General features: G+C 44.7%; 21 protein-coding genes and 1 tRNA gene. 17 read left to right on the top strand and 5 right to left on the bottom strand.

Translation table 11 applies throughout. The features are described 5' to 3' along the window. Position 1: 1 nt before the first annotated feature. The 10 genes from NST70_RS13630 to NST70_RS13585 all read left to right on the top strand — a co-directional run bounded on the left by NST70_RS13630 (position 2) and on the right by NST70_RS13585 (position 6,473). Positions 2 to 301, top strand: coding sequence for a hypothetical protein (locus NST70_RS13630; protein WP_342475337.1), 300 nt, complete (start codon positions 2 to 4; stop codon positions 299 to 301). Between the two features lie 4 nt (positions 302 to 305). Then, on the top strand, positions 306 to 785 hold the full coding sequence (locus tag NST70_RS13625; protein WP_342475336.1) for a signal transduction protein: 480 nt from the start codon (positions 306 to 308) through the stop codon (positions 783 to 785). A 14-nt stretch (positions 786 to 799) separates the two neighbouring features. Continuing rightward, the gene (locus tag NST70_RS13620) at positions 800 to 1,162 is read left to right on the top strand and encodes an AAA family ATPase (RefSeq protein WP_342475335.1); all 363 of its coding nucleotides are present in this window, start codon (positions 800 to 802) and stop codon (positions 1,160 to 1,162) included. After that, entirely contained in the window at positions 1,159 to 2,238 is a 1,080-nt protein-coding gene (locus NST70_RS13615; RefSeq protein WP_342475333.1) for an SUMF1/EgtB/PvdO family nonheme iron enzyme, read from the top strand. Before NST70_RS13620 ends, NST70_RS13615 begins: the two co-directional genes overlap by 4 nt. 70 nt (positions 2,239 to 2,308) lie before the next feature. Next, positions 2,309 to 2,575: a hypothetical protein gene (locus tag NST70_RS13610; protein ID WP_342475332.1), complete on the top strand. Its 267-nt coding sequence runs from the start codon at positions 2,309 to 2,311 to the stop codon at positions 2,573 to 2,575. Between the two features lie 5 nt (positions 2,576 to 2,580). Next, positions 2,581 to 2,862, top strand: a complete 282-nt coding sequence (locus NST70_RS13605; RefSeq protein WP_342475331.1) for a hypothetical protein — start codon at positions 2,581 to 2,583, stop codon at positions 2,860 to 2,862. A gap of 14 nt (positions 2,863 to 2,876) precedes the next feature. Continuing rightward, on the top strand, positions 2,877 to 4,184 hold the full coding sequence (locus tag NST70_RS13600) for a GH25 family lysozyme (protein ID WP_342475330.1): 1,308 nt from the start codon (positions 2,877 to 2,879) through the stop codon (positions 4,182 to 4,184). A gap of 462 nt (positions 4,185 to 4,646) precedes the next feature. Then, positions 4,647 to 5,369: a DUF3800 domain-containing protein gene (locus tag NST70_RS13595; RefSeq protein WP_342475328.1), complete on the top strand. Its 723-nt coding sequence runs from the start codon at positions 4,647 to 4,649 to the stop codon at positions 5,367 to 5,369. Then, positions 5,369 to 5,893 (top strand): hypothetical protein, encoded by a 525-nt coding sequence (locus NST70_RS13590; protein ID WP_342475326.1) that lies wholly within the window; start codon positions 5,369 to 5,371, stop codon positions 5,891 to 5,893. The genes NST70_RS13595 and NST70_RS13590 overlap by 1 nt, the downstream gene beginning before the upstream one ends. A gap of 313 nt (positions 5,894 to 6,206) precedes the next feature. Then, complete coding sequence (locus NST70_RS13585; protein WP_342475325.1) at positions 6,207 to 6,473, top strand: hypothetical protein; 267 nt, start codon at positions 6,207 to 6,209, stop codon at positions 6,471 to 6,473. A 168-nt stretch (positions 6,474 to 6,641) separates the two neighbouring features. Here NST70_RS13585 and NST70_RS13580 read toward each other — a convergent pair. Continuing rightward, positions 6,642 to 6,714, bottom strand: a tRNA-Arg gene (locus NST70_RS13580). Positions 6,715 to 7,292: 578 nt separating this feature from the next. On the opposite strand from NST70_RS13580, the gene NST70_RS13575 reads away from it, so the two are divergent. Further along, entirely contained in the window at positions 7,293 to 7,982 is a 690-nt protein-coding gene (locus tag NST70_RS13575) for an N-acetylmuramoyl-L-alanine amidase (protein WP_014097218.1), read from the top strand. Between the two features lie 452 nt (positions 7,983 to 8,434). On the opposite strand, the gene NST70_RS13570 is transcribed toward NST70_RS13575, so the two are convergent. Further along, positions 8,435 to 8,998, bottom strand: a complete 564-nt coding sequence (locus NST70_RS13570; protein WP_014097220.1) for a carbonic anhydrase — start codon at positions 8,996 to 8,998, stop codon at positions 8,435 to 8,437. A 159-nt stretch (positions 8,999 to 9,157) separates the two neighbouring features. Here NST70_RS13570 and NST70_RS13565 point away from each other — a divergent pair, with 159 nt between their 5' ends. The 6 genes from NST70_RS13565 to NST70_RS13540 all read left to right on the top strand — a co-directional run bounded on the left by NST70_RS13565 (position 9,158) and on the right by NST70_RS13540 (position 14,767). Beyond that, positions 9,158 to 9,799 (top strand): class I SAM-dependent methyltransferase, encoded by a 642-nt coding sequence (locus NST70_RS13565; protein ID WP_061565728.1) that lies wholly within the window; start codon positions 9,158 to 9,160, stop codon positions 9,797 to 9,799. Positions 9,800 to 9,804: 5 nt separating this feature from the next. After that, positions 9,805 to 10,275: an S-ribosylhomocysteine lyase gene (locus NST70_RS13560; protein ID WP_014097222.1), complete on the top strand. Its 471-nt coding sequence runs from the start codon at positions 9,805 to 9,807 to the stop codon at positions 10,273 to 10,275. A gap of 18 nt (positions 10,276 to 10,293) precedes the next feature. Beyond that, positions 10,294 to 11,208, top strand: a complete 915-nt coding sequence (locus NST70_RS13555; RefSeq protein WP_014097223.1) for a cysteine synthase family protein — start codon at positions 10,294 to 10,296, stop codon at positions 11,206 to 11,208. Positions 11,209 to 11,224: 16 nt separating this feature from the next. Next, on the top strand, positions 11,225 to 12,355 hold the full coding sequence (locus tag NST70_RS13550) for a bifunctional cystathionine gamma-lyase/homocysteine desulfhydrase (protein ID WP_328229294.1): 1,131 nt from the start codon (positions 11,225 to 11,227) through the stop codon (positions 12,353 to 12,355). A gap of 324 nt (positions 12,356 to 12,679) precedes the next feature. Continuing rightward, entirely contained in the window at positions 12,680 to 13,240 is a 561-nt protein-coding gene (locus NST70_RS13545) for a hypothetical protein (RefSeq protein ID WP_342475321.1), read from the top strand. Positions 13,241 to 13,252: 12 nt separating this feature from the next. After that, positions 13,253 to 14,767, top strand: coding sequence for a flotillin family protein (locus NST70_RS13540; RefSeq protein ID WP_342475320.1), 1,515 nt, complete (start codon positions 13,253 to 13,255; stop codon positions 14,765 to 14,767). A gap of 71 nt (positions 14,768 to 14,838) precedes the next feature. On the opposite strand, the gene mreBH is transcribed toward NST70_RS13540, so the two are convergent. The 3 genes from mreBH to NST70_RS13525 form a co-directional block, all read right to left on the bottom strand. Next, positions 14,839 to 15,849, bottom strand: a complete 1,011-nt coding sequence (gene mreBH, locus NST70_RS13535) for a rod-share determining protein MreBH (protein WP_013860371.1) — start codon at positions 15,847 to 15,849, stop codon at positions 14,839 to 14,841. A gap of 263 nt (positions 15,850 to 16,112) precedes the next feature. After that, complete coding sequence (locus NST70_RS13530) at positions 16,113 to 16,628, bottom strand: acyl-CoA thioesterase (protein WP_014097227.1); 516 nt, start codon at positions 16,626 to 16,628, stop codon at positions 16,113 to 16,115. Between the two features lie 167 nt (positions 16,629 to 16,795). Then, positions 16,796 to 17,563, bottom strand: coding sequence for a TraR/DksA C4-type zinc finger protein (locus NST70_RS13525; protein ID WP_260832086.1), 768 nt, complete (start codon positions 17,561 to 17,563; stop codon positions 16,796 to 16,798). Between the last annotated feature and the right edge of the window lie 127 nt (positions 17,564 to 17,690).

The following is a 17,690-nucleotide window of genomic DNA, read 5'->3' as shown; positions in this document are numbered from 1 at the left end:
TATGGCGATAACAGCCAGCGGCCTGGTTAAGTTTAAACAGGCACTAATTAACTTACTGCAGCAGGGTCAATACACAATGGATGGAAAGACATATACAACTCCAATTTTTAAAACAACAATTGACGGTGACAATGTGAACGTTTATCTCTATTTGGATGATTCTGTAAGTGGCAATATCACGCAAGTCCAATTGATTGATAGAGATGGAGCAGTCTTTGACACTCAGACTGAAAACATCAACAAGCCTTCCATCAATGGGCTGCTCATCACGTTTACTTACAATCTTAAAAAGGTGGTGTAAATAAATGGCATATGAAAGACGAACCTGGCAGGACCAGATTAAGGATTCAAGCGGCAATATCATTCAACAAGGCACACCGTTTTCTGCCGGGCAAATGAATAATATTTATGATGGGCTTGACATCAGCCATTTGGATATTGGTTCCCTCGCCCTACTTGCGATGCAGTTTGCGGCACTCTCCAACAAAGAACTGGAAAAAATCAAACACCAGCGCATCATCCAAGGCCAGGCGACAATCAGTAATCCATACGGTGCTGGATCCGGTTATTTCCGGGCGTCCGATCCTTTTGTAACAGTATCGATCGGTGGCTATCCGCAGATCAACGCACCGAATTATGATGTGTTGGTAAGTGCTCAAAACGATGATGGGAGTGTAGGGCAATTAGTTGTGTACGATAAAACTCAAAATGGCTTTAAGGTAAAAATGACGGGCTCATCACAATCTGTCAATTTTTTATGGACAATTTTAAATCCAAATGTATAAGGACGTGACAAACAGTGATTATCACAAATGTAAATGATGGACAAAAAGCACTCTACAGTGTATCGGGCACCTTGATAACGGTAGGTGATGTAACGATAGATTTACAACAGCGGCAAGAAACATCGCAAAAAGTCATTGATATCTGCCTTGACAACCAACTGCAAACAATGCGGGAAGGATTAGGCGCATGGTACGTGGCCAATGTGATTATACCGCCGAAACAATATGAACTGGTACCGTCAGGCGAAAAAGACGCTGATGGAAATGACATTATGAAAGAGCAGGAAATGCCATTGGACATGAGCAAAGTGGAATTGCGCCTTTGGGGGCTACCGGCAGATTTTGATACCGTAGAACAAGGAGATGCTGAAGAATGACATTTGTATTGAGCGTAAAAGATACCTATCGGCAAGCTGTTGAATCCGCCACAGGCGGAAAAAACACCGTCATGTATGATGACAAGGGTAATCCGTCTATCATGGTATTTATTCCGCGTTTCAATATTTCAGACGTCATCCCCAGCGGACCAAACGTTCCGCATCCCGCATTTGTTGTGAATGGCGTTGTCAAAGACGGGATTTGGGTTTCTAAGTATCAGAATATCGTGCATGACGGGCGCGCATACTCTATTCCTTTCCAAGATCCGGAAACCTATGTCAACTATGACCAAGCAAAACAATATTGCACAGCTAAAGGAACAGGATGGCATCTTATGACGAATGCTGAATGGGCTGCTATTGCGTTGTGGTGTAAGAAAAACAATTCTATGCCACGCGGTAACAATAACTATGGGTCTGATATTTCTGCGTCCTACGAAAAGGGTAAGGAAACTTACTTTGATACTAGCGCTAGCAAAACAGGACGCGTAGCGACGGGAAGCGGGCCTGTAAGCTGGGCGCATGACGGCACAAATGCCGGTATATTCGACCTAAACGGAAACGTATGGGAATGGGCGGACGGATTAAAACTGCTTGATGGAAAAATTTACGTCCACCAGGATAACAATTTTGGAACAGCCGAGAGCGCTGGAAAAGCAGATGGCTGGGTTGATACAGGGGTATATATCGATAACTCAACGCCTGGTGATGCAAATGCGAACGACCATGATATTGGCGGCGATCCAATTTTATCTGACACTCGCGCAAATCCAATGTACACAGGCGATGCAAGCTCAAATCCTTACTATGGTGGCAGCGGCACGACGTTTGAAACATTAGCTGCTAAATCTGGATTCACGGTCCCCGATCTCCTGAAATATCTCGCAATCGCGCCAATTGATGCAAATCATGGTGGAGATTATTTATATGTACGTAACTACGGGGAGCGGTTGCCGTTTCGCGGCGGCGCTTGGGCCGACAATTCGAGTGCCGGTGTGTTCTTTCTGAGTTTGGCCGGCCCTCGCTCGTTCTCGAGTGGGGCTCTCGGCTTCCGTTCCGCGTATGTTGCGCCGTAATCTGAAAGGGCCTGCGGCAGCAGACATAAGACCAAATAAATGGTCTTTTTTAAAGGGGTGAGAAAGAGCGATGCAGCATGTACAGATATCGGACCTTACTGGTATCGTCACCATTCTGACTTTTTTAGGCAGTTTGGTGATCTTTTTATTTAAGCGAATTGTGATTGATCCATTGAAACAAGCGATCGATGGGCTTAGCCGGAATATCGAGGGCATCAAGATTACTATCGAAAAGCGGATTGACCTGCTTGAAAATCGGGTGGACATTGTTGAGGACAAATCAAGCCGGCATGAGGAGCAGATTAAATCTATTTTTACATTCTTTGAGAGGAGGTGAGAACCGTGAATAGCGATATTACTCAGCTTTTAGTGATTGCTTATGCGATCGTGCCTTTTGTTAATGGTTTGGTAGGCTTGGTGAAAAAATCTTTTCCAAACCTAAAAAGCAATTATTTCCCACTGATTGCTTTTGCCTTTGGTATTTTGTTGGGCATACTATTTTCATTTTTGCCAAGTGCAAACTATACACTTGTGCAAATGATGATGGCCGGCGGAATCGCCGGAATGGCAAGCTGTGGTGTATATCAAATTGCTACCGTAAACACGGAGAAAGAAGCGAAATAAGGGGGATGGAGAATTTGAAATTAAATAAACATAACAAACTTGTGGCGCTGGTCCTTGCTTTAGGGCTGGCGCTTTCTTTTGGCTCGATTTCGTATGCAGCTACACCGGATGTAGATTTCATTGATGTATCGCACCATAATGCCGAGTCTGGTCTGCCGTTAAGTTTTTATCAAACAATGAAGGCAGGAAAAATCAATGCGGTTGTTGTTAAAGTAAGTGAAGGACAAACGTATCTGGATCCGGCCGCATCCGTCAATATTGCAAATGCAAAGCAGGCAGGAATGGCGGTGCATGCTTATCATTATGCCAGGTTTAGGAGTACAGAACAGGCAAAGGCCGAAGCAAACTGGTTTGACAAAAAGCTAAAGCTCGTCGGTTTTGACAAAAAAAGGGATGGCCAGGTTGTTGTGGACGTGGAAGATAAAATGCTAGAAAGCCTATCACCATCCAAACTGACCGAGTATACCAACACGTTTGTAAAGCAAATGAAGGCATTGGGGTATAGTAAAATTGATTTGTATACCGGAAACGCGTTTTATAATTCGAATTTAAAGCCTGACAGCCTGTCAATCTCGCATCCTTGGTTGGCCAGGTATCCCCTTTATCCGTCCACAGGCCAGCCACAACCGGTTTGGCATAACGGAGAAAAAGGCGCATGGCAATGGTCCAGCAGCTACAAATTTACCGGCATTTCGGGCTATTTTGATGTGTCCGATGATTTTGCTGGCAAATACACCAACGTGGCAAAAGTTGACAATGCAACCAGCACAGGCGTGGTCAAAAAAATCGGGTCCTTAAGCCTGGTCGATTATCTAAAATCCAAGGGGAAGAGCTCAACGTTCAGCGCCCGAGTTAAGTTGGCCAAGCAGTACGGCATCAACAATTATTCAGGTACTGCAGCTCAAAATTTGGCACTATTAAGCAAGCTTAAATCTGGTGTTAAGCCGGCGAAAGTGAACACCACAAACAGCAAGCTGACGACATCCAGCAAGGTTCCAGCTAAAACGTACACGGTTAAGCGTGGAGATACGCTGTCAGGCATTGCCAAAAAATATGGCACAACCGTTTCGAAGCTGAAGTCTCTTAACGGCATCAAAAATGTCAACCTGATTTATGTTGGTCAAAAGCTAAGGATCGCTGGCCCCGCGGAACAGAAAAAAGCGTCTAATACCGCGAAAAAGACATACCATACGGTAGTCCGCGGTGACGTGGTAAGCAAGCTGGCTGCAAAATACGGTTCGACGATCAGTCAAATCAAGTCCTGGAATCATCTGGACAGTCGATATACGATTTACGTAGGCGAAAAACTGCGTGTAAAATAAGACTTCCCGGGGTAGAATATTTTTACACCAGGGCGCTGCTACAAGATAAAAGCCCCGCCATTTGGCGGGGCTTTTATCTTTGCCTAGTAATATTTATTTCCTTAGCCTCTAATTCATTTACGATAGCTTCCTTTGTAATAATAAAATATCCCCCATTTATCCATTTTCTTTTTGCTGTTTTGATATCTGTGTCTGTCTCAAAATCGAGCACATTTCCATTTAAATATATGTGATGCAATAATAGGGTTCGACAAAAAACGGAAAATCCTTCAATGTTTTGACAAGTTAAATTTTTATTTGTGAGGTTAAAGTTAAGATAAAAGTTTTGATTGGGAGGGTCTATTTTATATCAATGTATTTGGTATATGACACGGATTTTATTTGTGGTATAATTTTACTTATCCACAAGTTAACTAACAGTTTATCCACTGTTTAAAATTGAATAGGAAAGTGGGATTAAACGTGCTGAATATTTACTGTGATGAAAGTTGTCATTTAGAAAATGATCAGTCAAATGCCATGGCTATAGGTGCTATAAATATACCGAGAAATCTAGTTAAAACTGTTTCTGAAGACATTAAGCGGATAAAAATTAGCCATGGAATAAGCAAATATGCCGAGATTAAGTGGACAAAAGTTTCTCCGTCCAAGATTTCTTTTTACAGCGATTTAATTAAGTACTTTTTTAATAATGATAGTCTATTTTTTCGTGCTATTTTGATACAAAATAAGCAGGATTTAAATCACGCTATTTTTTCGCAAACTCATGATGATTGGTACTATAAAATGTATTACTATATGTTGAGACCAATGCTGCATGAAGATGATACTCATATTTATATGGATATAAAAGACACAAATAGCGCAAAAAAAGTTTGTAAGTTGAAAACCTACTTAAGAAATACAATATATGATTTTTATGGACAGAAAATAACAAAGATGCAACTTATTCGTTCAGAAGAAAGTCAAATACTTCAACTAGTGGATTTAATTATTGGTGCAATTTGTTACGAAAATAGAAATCTAAATACAAGCCAAACTAAGTTAGCACTTATAAATTTAATTAAACAATTAAGTCGTTCAAATCTGAAAAAATCATCATCTTTATATGAAAGAAAGTTCAACATTTTTGTTTGGGATCCACACTATACAGATCGTGATGTTGTAAATGGGGATGAATACTAATGGGGGGTTCATATAAATTTCCTGATTTAATTGAGCTTAGTGATTTTAACGGAGACTGGGTGAAATATGAAGACCATTTATATAGTATTTTTGTAAGTCATTTTGTTTATTCCAAACCATTATTCAAAGGGAAAATTGTTAATTATAGGCGTACTCCAGAGGTCGCCGGAAAGATACAATCCTTTTTTCATGTTACATCAGTGAATAGTAGTTTGACTAAAAACCCTGACGACAGAATTCCAGATTTAAGAAGATGTGAAAGAATACACTGGATTAGAAAAATAATAGATGACTATTCAAACAAAGTTGGGATTTTTTCGGAAATCAAATGTTGGGCAGAGGACTGGAAACAATATAAGAGATGGCATTTATTACTGGAGCATTATAAGTTTCTAGTCGTAATTGAGGAGAGAGAAACTTATAATTTACTGGTAACTTCGTTTTATTTGGAAAAAGATCACCAGGTTAAGAAAAAGCTTAAGAAATTTAATGATTATGTACAAATGCAAAGGACGCCTTTTTAAAAGACGTCCTCAGGAACTCCTTCATACAACTTGGTAGATGAGCTACCTTTAATATATGGCATTTCTTAAAGAATGTCAAATCAAATTCATCATTTTTAAATGTTATAACCATATTTTAAAGCTAGCTCACTGGATCGAAACCAAATCATGAGGCTTGCACTTTTCACTGCAGCCTACTCGGAGGAATATCAAGAAGCAATCAAACCATATTTACACAAAGACGTCCCTACTCCCTCTCCTAAATGGCAGCTGCACCAGGACGGTTTGTGGCGGGAATTAAACCCTAAACAACAAGAGGAGAGGGAGGACGTCAATGCTCACGTTGCTGGAGAAAAAGGAATTGCGGGACATGCTGCGAGCAGGAAGAACGACGGACGTCAGCCGTCAGCTGCCGAAGAAAGAGTTCTTGAGACTCAGGGAAGACCGCGGGCGGTTCCGATCGCTAAACGGACTGAGTCAGGAGGAATTCCAATCCGAATTATTTAAAACGCGAGAAATCAAATTGGTTTGGCAAAAAGACACATACGGGTCCTACTGGGTTAGAAAAAAGTGGCTGACAGATGGAGATAAGGCATTTTGATCGTGGCGGGAATTTTATTGATTATGTAGCTAATTTTTTGAGGAAAAATAGGAACAAATATTCCTGTTTTGAAATTTCGTGCCAAATTCGTGCCAAATGGCCAAATAAAGAAAAAGCCACAAGGATTCAAAAACGCTGAAACCCTTGTGGCTGTAGTGATTCATGTAGCGGCCCCGAGAGGACTCGAACCTCCGACGCACGGTTTAGGAAACCGACGCTCTATCCACTGAGCTACGGAGCCGTAAATTGCTAATATCCGTTCGATGTCACCTTAAATATTATAGTGAATCTGTCGTTTTGTGTCAATACCCCTGTAGACCGCTCTCTAGATGTTTGTCTCAAAGTGTACATTTAGATGATAGAGTGCCTTCCCATTTTTTTCACTCGCCTGATCCTTCGAGTAAAATATTTTACACATACGCTTTTCCGAAAAAACATGGTTCTTCCCGCTTCAACTGCCAAAACACTTAAAGAAACAATTCTATTTCCCAATATCCAAATTCTTCCTTAAAACGCTTACGGACCAAAACAGGCGGACAACCTGTCACAAATGGCACATGCTTTACATACGATAGGATAGAGATTTGGTTCTCTGCGTGAGATAAAGGTTTTTCTACCGAAGTATTGACCCGTATTTGCAATCTGCCCCTGTCGCCTCAACTTGCCGGATGTCCGGTAAAATTTTGCCGGCCGCTTGCCATTCCGGCTGCCGGCAAAACGGATGGTTTCCATTTGTACAAAAAACAGGACAGGAAAGTAACCATTTAACTTTAAAAAAGATATGTGGAAATTGAGCATGATTGGAAAGGGGTGAAGTATTTGTTTAAACTGTTTCTTGATCCGGGACATGGTGGAAAAGACCCGGGCGCTGAGGGAAACGGGCTAGAGGAAAAAGACATCACTTTGGAGATTGCCAAACAGATTCAGGACATTTTAACAAACCATTACCAAAATGTTTCGGTAAAAATGTCGCGGACGACGGACAAATTTGTTTCTTTGGAAGAGCGGACGGATGCCGCCAACAGCTGGGGAGCCACTTTTTTTCTTTCCATTCATATCAATTCAGGAAATGGAACGGGTTTTGAGAGCTATATTTATCCAGAATCAGGCTCTGCTACGGCAACCTACCAGAAAACCATCCACCAGGAAGTGGTGAAGCTGAATGATTTAAAAGACAGGGGCAGAAAAACGGCCGATTTTCATGTGCTCAGGGAATCGATCATGCCTGCGCTCCTTACCGAAAACGGCTTTATTGACACAGCAAGTGATGCGAAAAAAATGAAGAAAAACAGCTGGATTGAAGAAGTGGCACAGGGGCATGTCAATGGGCTGGCAAAAGCTTTCGAGCTCAAAAAGAAAAGCGGTGCAACGTATCATAAAGTCGTTAAGGGGGATACCGTTTACGCTTTAAGCAAAGAATACGGTTCGACCATCAAAGAAATAAAGAAATGGAATAATCTGGATGATGATTATACCATCCGTGTGGGGGAAAGATTACGGGTAAAGTAGCCGTACAAGCGGCCTTTACCCGTTTTTTGTCTGAAACACCTTCCTCCTGTTTCCCTAATCTCCCCGTCTTTCAGCAGCTTATATACCCTATTATATAAAATGAACGAAACGTGGGTTACACCGTTTCCGCTGCAAACCGTCATCATCAGCAAACCAAACTGATCCTTGGTCTTCATGTAAAAACTTACGCTCATTTTATTAGCCTAACGCCATTTTAAAATTCCCTTAAATTTCTGCTCACAAAAAAACCGGCACACAGGCCGGCTTAAAAAGGGGATAAAACAGTGGGTATTTGTCCAGCATGCTTACTGCTCTGCTGTCCTCGCTACATGATTAATTGTAAACCGGTTACCCTAAAAAACAATGAAAGCAACATCATCATTTCATGAAGTTTCGATTAAAAAATGAAGAAAACCCCGTCAAGGTCTCCGCCATGGATTTGGCGCCCGGGATTAATTTTCGTAGCCGTTTACGATCAGATCAAGTTTCCCGGTTTCCGGGTCAATGACAAGCCCATGGACCGGCACTTTTTTGTCCATCAGCGGGTGGTTTTTAATGATGCCGACACTCTTTTTCACGCTGCTTTCGACCTTGTCGAAACCGCTCAGCCATTCGTCGAGGTCAATCCCCGCATGAACGAGTGTTTCAATCGCATTTTCGTCAACCCCGCGTTTTTTCATATTTTCGAGCACGGTTTCGCCTTTTAACCCGGTCATGCCACAGTCATAGTGGCCGATCACAAACACTTCATCCGCCTTCAGCTGATAAATGGCAACAAGCAAGCTTCGCATCGTGCTGTCGAACGGGCTCGTTAAAATGGCGCCTGCATTTTTTACGATTTTCGCGTCTCCGTTTTGAATATTCATTGCTTTATGTAACAATTCAATGATCCTCGTGTCCATACATGTGAAAATCACCATCCGTTTGTCGGGGAATTTGGAAGTCAGGTAAGGCTCATACGCTTTTTTCTCCACAAATTCCTGGTTAAATGCAAGTACTTCATCTAACAATGTCATCACATCTCACTCCTTTATGCATATTTTAAAATACAATGGCAGGAAATAAAAGTATACACGTTAAAAATGGGAATAAATCCTTCACATTTTTGTTTGCGAAAAAACAAGGGGCGTGTTACATTTAATTCAGAGTTATTTTATGGGAAATGGGGGATTTGATTGGGAAGGGAGTTTGACGCGCTGTTCGATGAATGGTCCCGCTCCTATGATCAAACCGTTACCGGACATGATGCCGAATACGAAGAAGTATTCTATCAATACGATAAAATTTTGGATGCCGTCAGAGACCGGGCAACCGGTTTTGTTGTTGAATTCGGCCCGGGAACAGGCAATTTGACGGGCAAGCTTTTGGAGAAAGGGCTGAAAATAATCGGGATAGAACCTTCTGCCAATATGCGAAAAATCGCTCAAAAAAAGCATCCGGATGTTAAAATAATAGACGGGGATTTTTTGAATTTTCATGTGCAGGAAAAGGCGGATACATTTGCCAGCACGTATGCGTTCCACCATTTAACAGACGAAGAAAAAAGGGCTGCCATATCCCTTTTCCACACCCGGTTAAAGGCGGGCGGCAAAATCGTGTTCGCCGATACGGTTTTTGAGACGGAAGAAGCAAAACAGGAGATGATCAAGGAAGCCAAAGCAAGGGGATTCTGCCGGCTTGCGGAAGATCTTGAAACGGAATATTACACCACCATTCCCGCTTTATCTTCCATCTTTGAGGAAAATGGTTTTGATGTCTCTTTCCGGAAGATGAACCGGTTTGTGTGGCTAATGGATGCAAAAATGAAAGGAGCATGATCATCATGACAGAGATGAAAAAAATGAACGTAGAAAGCTTTAATTTGGACCATACAAAAGTCAAAGCGCCATATGTTCGCCTTGCAGGAGTAAAAGAAGGGATTCACGGCGATGTGATCCGCAAATACGATATCCGTTTCTGCCAGCCGAACAAGGAACATATGGATATGCCGGGGCTCCACTCGCTCGAGCATATGATGGCGGAATTCGCCCGCAATTACACGGATAAAATTGTCGACATCAGCCCAATGGGTTGCCAGACCGGTTTTTATTTTTCCGTTATCAATTTGGATGATGATGGCGAGGTGCTTGACATCATTGAAAAAACGTTAAACGATGTATTGCATGCCACAGAAGTACCGGCCTGCAATGAAACACAGTGCGGCTGGGCGGCAAGCCATTCTTTGGAAGGCGCAAAGGAAATTGCCCGGAAAATGCTGGCAAAACGCGATGAGTGGACGCAAGTATTTGCCTGATAACAGGAGACGAGTGAAATGAAGGTTGCGAAAAGCGTACACGAACTGATTGGCAACACGCCATTGGTTGAATTAACCGCATTTGATTTGCCAAAAGGCGTCCGGCTGTTTGCAAAGCTGGAATACTTTAACCCAGGCGGCAGCATAAAAGACCGACTCGGCGCTTATCTAGTAGAGCGCGCGTTTCGGGAAGGTAAGCTGAAGCGCGGTGGGACGATCATAGAACCGACGGCCGGCAACACGGGCATCGGGCTTGCGCTTGCTGCGATTCGTTACGGCGTGCATGCTGTTTTTGTTGTGCCGGAAAAATTCAGCGTGGAGAAACAGACGCTGATGCGGGCGCTCGGGGCTGAAGTCGTGAACACGCCGACCGAACTTGGTATGGAAGGCGCAATTGCGAAAGCAAAAAAACTAGTCGCTGAAACACCAAATGCGTATTTCCCGGGACAGTTTGAAAATCCGTCCAACCCGGAAACGTATTATAAGACGCTTGGGCCTGAAATTTGGGAAGCACTTGATGGCCATATCGATGTTTTTGTCGCAGGTGCCGGTTCCGGGGGCACGTTTATGGGGACTGCCCGCTATTTAAAAGAGAAAAATCCGGGCTTGAAGGCAGCCATCGTGGAACCAGAAGGCTCGATTTTAAACGGGGGCGAGCCGCGCAGCCACCGTACGGAAGGGATCGGCATGGAATTTTTACCGCCATTTATGGACCGTACATTTTTTGATGCCATCCATACGATTCCCGACGATACAGCTTTTAAACGGCTTGCGGAAGCAGCCCGGCTTGAAGGCCTTTTGATCGGCAGTTCCTCAGGTGCTGCTTTGGAGGCGAGCCTGCGCGAAGCAAAGCAGGCAAAACCGGGCACGCATATTGTCACCATTTTTCCGGACAGCAGCGAACGGTATCTCAGCCGCAGCATTTATTCTTGATGAGAAGGAGTTTGTCATGCGTAAAAAAACAAAATTCATTCATGCCGGCATTAGCCGTGATCCATATACAGGCGCAGTTTCGGTGCCCGTTCATCATGCGAGCACATTCAAGCAGGGCGGCGTCGGCCATTTTAAATACGAATACGCACGTACCGGCAATCCGACGCGTGAAGCGTTGGAAAAACTGATTGCGGATATCGAAGAAGGTACACACGGTTTTGCATTCGCATCCGGAATGGCCGCGATTACAGCGGTGATCCAGCTGTTTTCGGCCGGCGACCATATTTTGGCAACCGATGATGTATACGGCGGTACTTTTCGCGTTTTAACAAAAGTGATGAACCGTTTCCATATCGACGTCACTTTTGTGGACACGAGCGATCTGGATGCGGTCCGTGCCTCGATACGCCCGAATACAAAAGCCATCTACGTGGAAACGCCGACGAACCCGCTATTAAAAATAACAGACTTGCGGGCCATTGCCGGTGTAGCCCGTGAAAACGGCTTAACATTTATCGTGGACAACACATTCAGCACCCCGTATTGGCAAAATCCACTCACTTTAGGTGCGGATATCGTCGTGCACAGCGCGACGAAGTATCTCGGCGGGCACAGTGATGTGGTCGCAGGCCTTGTTGTCGTACGAAACGAAGCGCTTGCAGAAGACTTGCATTTTATCCAAAACTCAACCGGCGGCATTCTCGGGCCGCAGGACAGCTGGCTGTTGATCCGCGGTATTAAAACACTCGGCATACGCATGGAAGAAATTGAATCCAACACAAAGCAAATTGTTGATTTTCTTTCTGCACATCCTGCCGTTGAAAAGGTATATTACCCGGGGCTTATCCATCATCCCGGGCATAAAGTGCACAGTTCCCAGGCCGGCGGATTCGGCGGCATGGCCTCTTTTACAGTGTCATCCCAGGAAAAAGCCCTTGAAATATTGAAAAAAACGCGTTACTTTACGTTGGCGGAAAGCCTCGGTGCGGTGGAAAGCCTGATCTCGCTCCCGCCGCTTATGACGCATGCATCCATTCCGCGTGAACGCCGTCTCGAACTTGGCATCGAAGACGGGCTTATCCGCATCTCAGTCGGCATTGAAGACGTCGAAGATTTGTTGGAAGATCTGGAAAATGCGCTAAGGTAAAAAGTTAGCCTGCTCTCATGGGGAAGCAGGCTTTTTGTAACGTTATCAAATGGAAAATGTTGGTACTCCATTTCCTGCCGCCTGGTCTTGACGAAATGAATGAAAAAATTTTTACCACGTTTTTGCCTGCTGTAAAACATAATCATCTTGCGAATTGGTGCGCGGCTTGGTATAAAACTTAATGCCGCCAGCCCGCAACGACAAATCCACAGTTTAAAAAAATTTCCTTTTTCACGAAACTTAAACCATTTTTAAACGTAATGATTAGTAAGCAATCATGACCGGCGTCATCTGAAAGAAAATCCCAATCAAGGAAGGGGTGTGATGTTTATGGAAGTGTTCGGCGTGCCGATAGAGACGGCGTATTTGGCTGTACTGATCATTGCGGGATGCCTGACGGTGCTTTACCTGTTGTTCAATGACTTGCTTGGAGGAATGGCAGACGCCATCCATTTTATCCATCCAGCCCTGATTTTGGCATTTTTTACTTTTTTCTCAGCAGGCGGGTATATTTTGGAAAAAGTGACACCGCTTTCCCACCTGCTGATCATAGCCATTTCTGCCGTGATCGCGGTGATTCTTGATATTCTGCTCAATGTGTTTGTACTTGTTCCGCTGTCTTCGGCTGAAGAATCGCTTGTTTACACGGAAGATTCGCTGAAAGGGAGGGTTGGGAAAACGATTCTTTCGATTCCGAAAGCCGGTTTTGGTGAAGTGGTGATTGACAGCAAAACAGGAACCATCTCCAAGCCGGCAGCCAGCATACAGGACGAGGAAATTAAAGAAGGGACGCAGGTATTGGTGATTGAAGTGAAAAATGGCGTTTTATATGTCGTGCCCTACGAAAATTATCGATTGAAAATTGAAAATTTTAGACAATTATAAGGAGGGATCCGCATGTTTGCGAGCGGAATTTGGATTGTCATCGGTGTTGTTGTATTTTTGGTGCTTGCCCTTATCGGCGTCTTTATTTCAAAATACCGAACTGCAGGGCCGGATGAAGCGTTAATCGTGACAGGGAGTTTTCTTGGCGGTAAAAATGTCCATGTCGACGAAGCTGGAAATAAAATTAAAATCATTCGTGGCGGCGGTACATTTGTGTTCCCGGTATTCCAGCAGGCAAAACCGCTCAGCTTATTATCGAGCAAGCTGGAAGTGACCACCCCGGAAGTCTACACCGAACAAGGTGTCCCGGTGATGGCAGATGGAATTGCCATTATTAAAATCGGCGGGTCGATCGGTGAAATTGCCACAGCTGCCGAACAATTTCTCGGGAAATCAAAAGAAGACCGCGAAAATGAAGCGCGGGAAGTTTTGGAAGGCCATTTGCGCTCAATTCTCGGTTCGATGACGGTTGAAGAAATTTATAAAAACCGTGATAAGTTTTCACAGGAAGTCCAGCGTGTTGCCTCACAGGATTTGGCAAAAATGGGGCTTATCATCGTGTCGTTCACGATTAAAGAAGTGAAGGATAAAAACGGCTACCTTGATGCGCTTGGCAAACCGCGGATTGCCCAGGTCAAGCGCGATGCGGATATTGCCACGGCAGAAGCCGAAAAAGAAACGAGAATCCGGAAAGCGGAAGCATTAAAAGAAGCAAAACGCGCAGAACTGGAGCGGGCAACTGAAATTGCGGAAGCGGAGAAGTTCAACCAGTTGAAAATTGCCGAGTTCCGCCGCGAACAGGACATCGCAAGGGCAAAAGCCGACCAGGCGTACGATTTGGAAACGGCCCGGTCGAAACAGGATGTCACCGCACAGGAAATGGAAATCAAAATCATCGAGCGGCAAAAACAAATCGAGCTCGAAGAAAAAGAAATTTTGCGGCGCGAACGGCAATACGACTCCGAAGTCAAGAAAAAAGCGGATGCAGATCGTTATTCGGTTGAGCAGGCCGCCGTTGCAGAAAAAACGAAACAAATGGCGGAAGCCGACGCCCACAAATACCGGGTGGAAGCGATGGCGAAGGCAGAAGGGGAACGCGTCCGCATTGATGGTACGGCTAAAGCCGATGCCCAGCGCGCCCAAGGGGAGTCGGAAGCCGAAGTCATCCGCCTCAAAGGGCTGGCCGAAGCGGAAACAAAACGAAAAATTGCGGAAGCATACGAACAATTCGGCCAGGCGGCTGTGCTCGATATGATTTTGAAAGTGCTGCCTGAATATGCGAAACAAGTAGCAGCCCCGCTTTCCAATATTGACCAAATCACCGTTGTCGATACCGGAAGCGGCGCAAACGGCGGTGCAAATAAGATCACCGGCTATGCAACCGATTTGATGTCGACCTTACAGGAAACTTTGAAAGCGTCAAGCGGCATTGATGTCCGGGAAATGCTGGAAGGCCTTTCCGGGATCAAACTGCAACAAACAGCTGAACCGGAACCGGCAGCTTTGGAACAAAGCACAAAAGGGTGAAAAAGCGGCGTGTTTCTGCCAAATTAAAAGGCAAAAGCACGCCGTTTCTTTAGAAAAACAAATGTGTCCGGTTATTTTCCGGCCCCCGCAGTCATTTTATGGATGAACTGGAGGGAGCGGCCTGCGCCGACTACGACGGATTGCAGCGGGTTTGGCGCGAGATGGACAGGCACGGAAATTTCATTGCTCAGCCATTCCTGCATGCCTTGAAGGAGGGCGCCTCCCCCTGTTAAAACAATCCCGCGGTCCACAATATCGCCGCTTAACTCTGCCGGGCAGTCTTCCAGTGTAGCCCGGACCGTTTCCAAAATTTGGAGCAGGGAATCGCGGAGCGAAGCCTGAATTTCCAACGAACTTAAGGTGATGGTTCGCGGCAGCCCTGTCACGAGATCGCGCCCGCGGACATCCAGCGTTTGTTCCGGATGGTCGACAAGGGCATGCCCGATTTCCATTTTAATTTTTTCCGCTGTCCGCTCGCCGATCAGCAGATTATACGTTTTTCTGACATGCTGCATAATATCATCGTCCATTTTATCGCCGCCGATGCGGATCGTGTTATACGTCACGACGCCGCCGAAGGAAATAATGGCGACTTCCGTAGTGCCGCCGCCGATATCGACAATCACGTTGGCGATCGGCTCGTCCACGGGAAGATCGGCACCAATAGCGGCAGCAACCGGTTCTTCAATCAAATGGACGGTTTTTGCCCCGCTGTTTTTGACGACATCTTCAATGGCCCGCCGTTCAACCGATGTTGCGCCTGATGGGACGCATACTACGACGTTCGGTTTGCGGATCGAGATGCCGCTTTGCTGATTGATTTTTTTCATAATTTGTTTCAGCATTTCTGTTGTCATATCGAAATCAGCGATTACCCCGCCTTTTAAAGGGCGGATGACAGTAATTTTTTCAGGTGTTTTTCCGATCATCGCTTTGGCTTCCTGCCCGAAAGCGAGCACCTGCCTTGTCGAATGGTCAATCGCCACAACGGACGGCTCGTCTAAAATAACGCCTTCTTTTTTCGAATATACTAAAACATTTGCAGTTCCTAGATCGATCCCAATTTCATTCCCTGAAAACATGCATGTCACCTAACCTTCATCGTCTTTTCGCTCGGATTAACTGTAGTCTCTCCCATTTAGTATAGCTTTTTTTGTTCGTTCTGAAAGGTTACATTTTCTTCCATTCTCTTATGTTACAAAAATATGATCGCGGCAAGTCCATAAAATATGCGAAAAACAGCTTCAGCCGGCACCCCAAATTTAATCTTTTTGTAATTTTATTCACAATGGAGGACAGGAAAAAATTCCTTTTTGTTTCAAAAGGAATTTTTTCTAAACAAGAATCACAGCGGCATTTTTGACAAATAGCGCGCCAATTCTTCACTTTGTTGTTTCCGCAGCACCCGCTGTTCGGCGCGCTGGATAGCTGTTTGGTTTAACCATCGTTCCTCATCGGTTTCCGGGATGATTTCCGGCACCGGTGTAGGTTTTCCATCCTCATCCAGTGCGACAAAGGTCAAAAAAGAAATGGCGGCAATTTTTGTCTCTTCTGTTTTCAAATCTTCCGCACTGACCTTTACAAATACTTCCATCGATGTCCGCCCTGTCCGGCTGACCATGGCTTCTACTGTAACGACGTTTCCGACGCGGATCGGTGCGATAAAATCAACGGAGTCGGTCGAAGCCGTGACAACGGTGCATCTTGCCAATTTGGCCGCGGCGATCGATGCAGTATCATCAATATACGCCATCAGTTTTCCTCCGAACAGTGTGCCAAGATGGTTTGTGTCCGGCGGAAAAACATAACTGGTCCTTACTGTGCGGGTTTCCCGCATGTATTTCTTCGGTCTGTCTTCCAAAAGTCTCACTCCAATATGTCGGCGCTGTCAAACGCGATTCAAATTTCCTTTTACCATATAAAAATTATAGCAAAATCAGTCGGCATATACGAACGAAAAAAGGCTTTCATCCGGAATTTTTTCAAAAGAAAAATCAGGCCCGGCACCTCAACCTGATTTTTGCATGCTCATTTCTTTTTTTTCTCGTCTTCCACATAAGGATCTTTTTCGTTTCGGGGCAGATCCCCGAACGGCGTCATCGTACGGGTTTCATCCAATTCTTCTTCGTATTCTTTGTATTCCTCATTTGGATAGATTTCCACGTTTTTCCCGTTGATGTCATTGCCGGAAAAGTTTTCGAAATCTTCCACATAGCCGTCATGGTCATCCGATTCCGTATACATATCATTGTAACTGTCCGGCGGGGTTTCAAAATCGGAAGGGGACTCGGATGTGCCCCATTTTGCGACAGCCTGCCAGGCGTCTTCCGCGTCAAAAGCGACCGATTCATCTTTGCCTCCATCAAAAACGAATTTTCCCCACGGTGGATTCAGCACGTCTTCTTCAACCGGGCGGTGTCTTGGAATGGTCCGGTCCGAGGTGTGCTCTTTGCAGTACAGCGTGGACGGAAGGGTTTCAAGCCGCTCAAGCGGGATCTCTTTGCCGCATTCTTTGCATCTTCCGTAAGTGCCGTCCTCAATGGCTTTGAGGGCCGCTTTGATTTTTTCGACTTCATATTCAGCATGGTCATTTAAGGCAATATCTTTTTCCCGCTCAAACAGTTCAGTACCGGTATCGGCGGGATGATTATCGTAACTGGACAGTTCCCCGACAGAATCGTAAGGAGGTGCCGTTCCCGTTTTGAAATGGCCGTTTTCCCCGAATTTCTCTTCAAATTCTTTCAGCTGCGCGGTTAAAATGGAACGGAAATGCGCCAGTTGTTCTTTTGTCAGCATATTCACCACTTCTTTCTTAAAAAAAGATGGGTTCAATCGTTTTAGAGTCTATTTACCACCGGGAAAAAGCCCGCAAACTTTTCTAAAACTAGTATGGATCAAAACACTGCTGTTCATGAAAAAAGTC

Source organism: Weizmannia sp. FSL K6-0777 (assembly GCF_038593185.1).
Lineage (GTDB): Bacteria > Bacillota > Bacilli > Bacillales > Bacillaceae_C > Weizmannia > Weizmannia faecalis.
The sequence above is the reverse complement of the archived record's forward strand: the minus strand, read 5'-3'. Positions and strand labels throughout refer to the sequence as shown.

Excerpts from the sequence above, each read along its gene's own strand:
- NST70_RS13545 (WP_342475321.1), top strand. The coding sequence starts at position 12,680 with ATGTTTATGGAAGTGTTCGGCGTGCCGATAGAGACGGCGTATTTGGCT.
- NST70_RS13610 (WP_342475332.1), top strand. The coding sequence starts at position 2,309 with ATGCAGCATGTACAGATATCGGACCTTACTGGTATCGTCACCATTCTG.
- NST70_RS13625 (WP_342475336.1), top strand. The coding sequence starts at position 306 with ATGGCATATGAAAGACGAACCTGGCAGGACCAGATTAAGGATTCAAGC.
- NST70_RS13615 (WP_342475333.1), top strand. The coding sequence starts at position 1,159 with ATGACATTTGTATTGAGCGTAAAAGATACCTATCGGCAAGCTGTTGAA.
- NST70_RS13525 (WP_260832086.1), bottom strand. The coding sequence starts at position 17,563 with ATGCTGACAAAAGAACAACTGGCGCATTTCCGTTCCATTTTAACCGCG.
- mreBH (WP_013860371.1), bottom strand. The coding sequence starts at position 15,849 with ATGTTTTCAGGGAATGAAATTGGGATCGATCTAGGAACTGCAAATGTT.
- NST70_RS13570 (WP_014097220.1), bottom strand. The coding sequence starts at position 8,998 with ATGACATTGTTAGATGAAGTACTTGCATTTAACCAGGAATTTGTGGAG.
- NST70_RS13590 (WP_342475326.1), top strand. The coding sequence starts at position 5,369 with ATGGGGGGTTCATATAAATTTCCTGATTTAATTGAGCTTAGTGATTTT.
- NST70_RS13540 (WP_342475320.1), top strand. The coding sequence starts at position 13,253 with ATGTTTGCGAGCGGAATTTGGATTGTCATCGGTGTTGTTGTATTTTTG.
- NST70_RS13630 (WP_342475337.1), top strand. The coding sequence starts at position 2 with ATGGCGATAACAGCCAGCGGCCTGGTTAAGTTTAAACAGGCACTAATT.
- NST70_RS13560 (WP_014097222.1), top strand. The coding sequence starts at position 9,805 with ATGACAGAGATGAAAAAAATGAACGTAGAAAGCTTTAATTTGGACCAT.
- NST70_RS13585 (WP_342475325.1), top strand. The coding sequence starts at position 6,207 with ATGCTCACGTTGCTGGAGAAAAAGGAATTGCGGGACATGCTGCGAGCA.
- NST70_RS13555 (WP_014097223.1), top strand. The coding sequence starts at position 10,294 with ATGAAGGTTGCGAAAAGCGTACACGAACTGATTGGCAACACGCCATTG.
- NST70_RS13550 (WP_328229294.1), top strand. The coding sequence starts at position 11,225 with ATGCGTAAAAAAACAAAATTCATTCATGCCGGCATTAGCCGTGATCCA.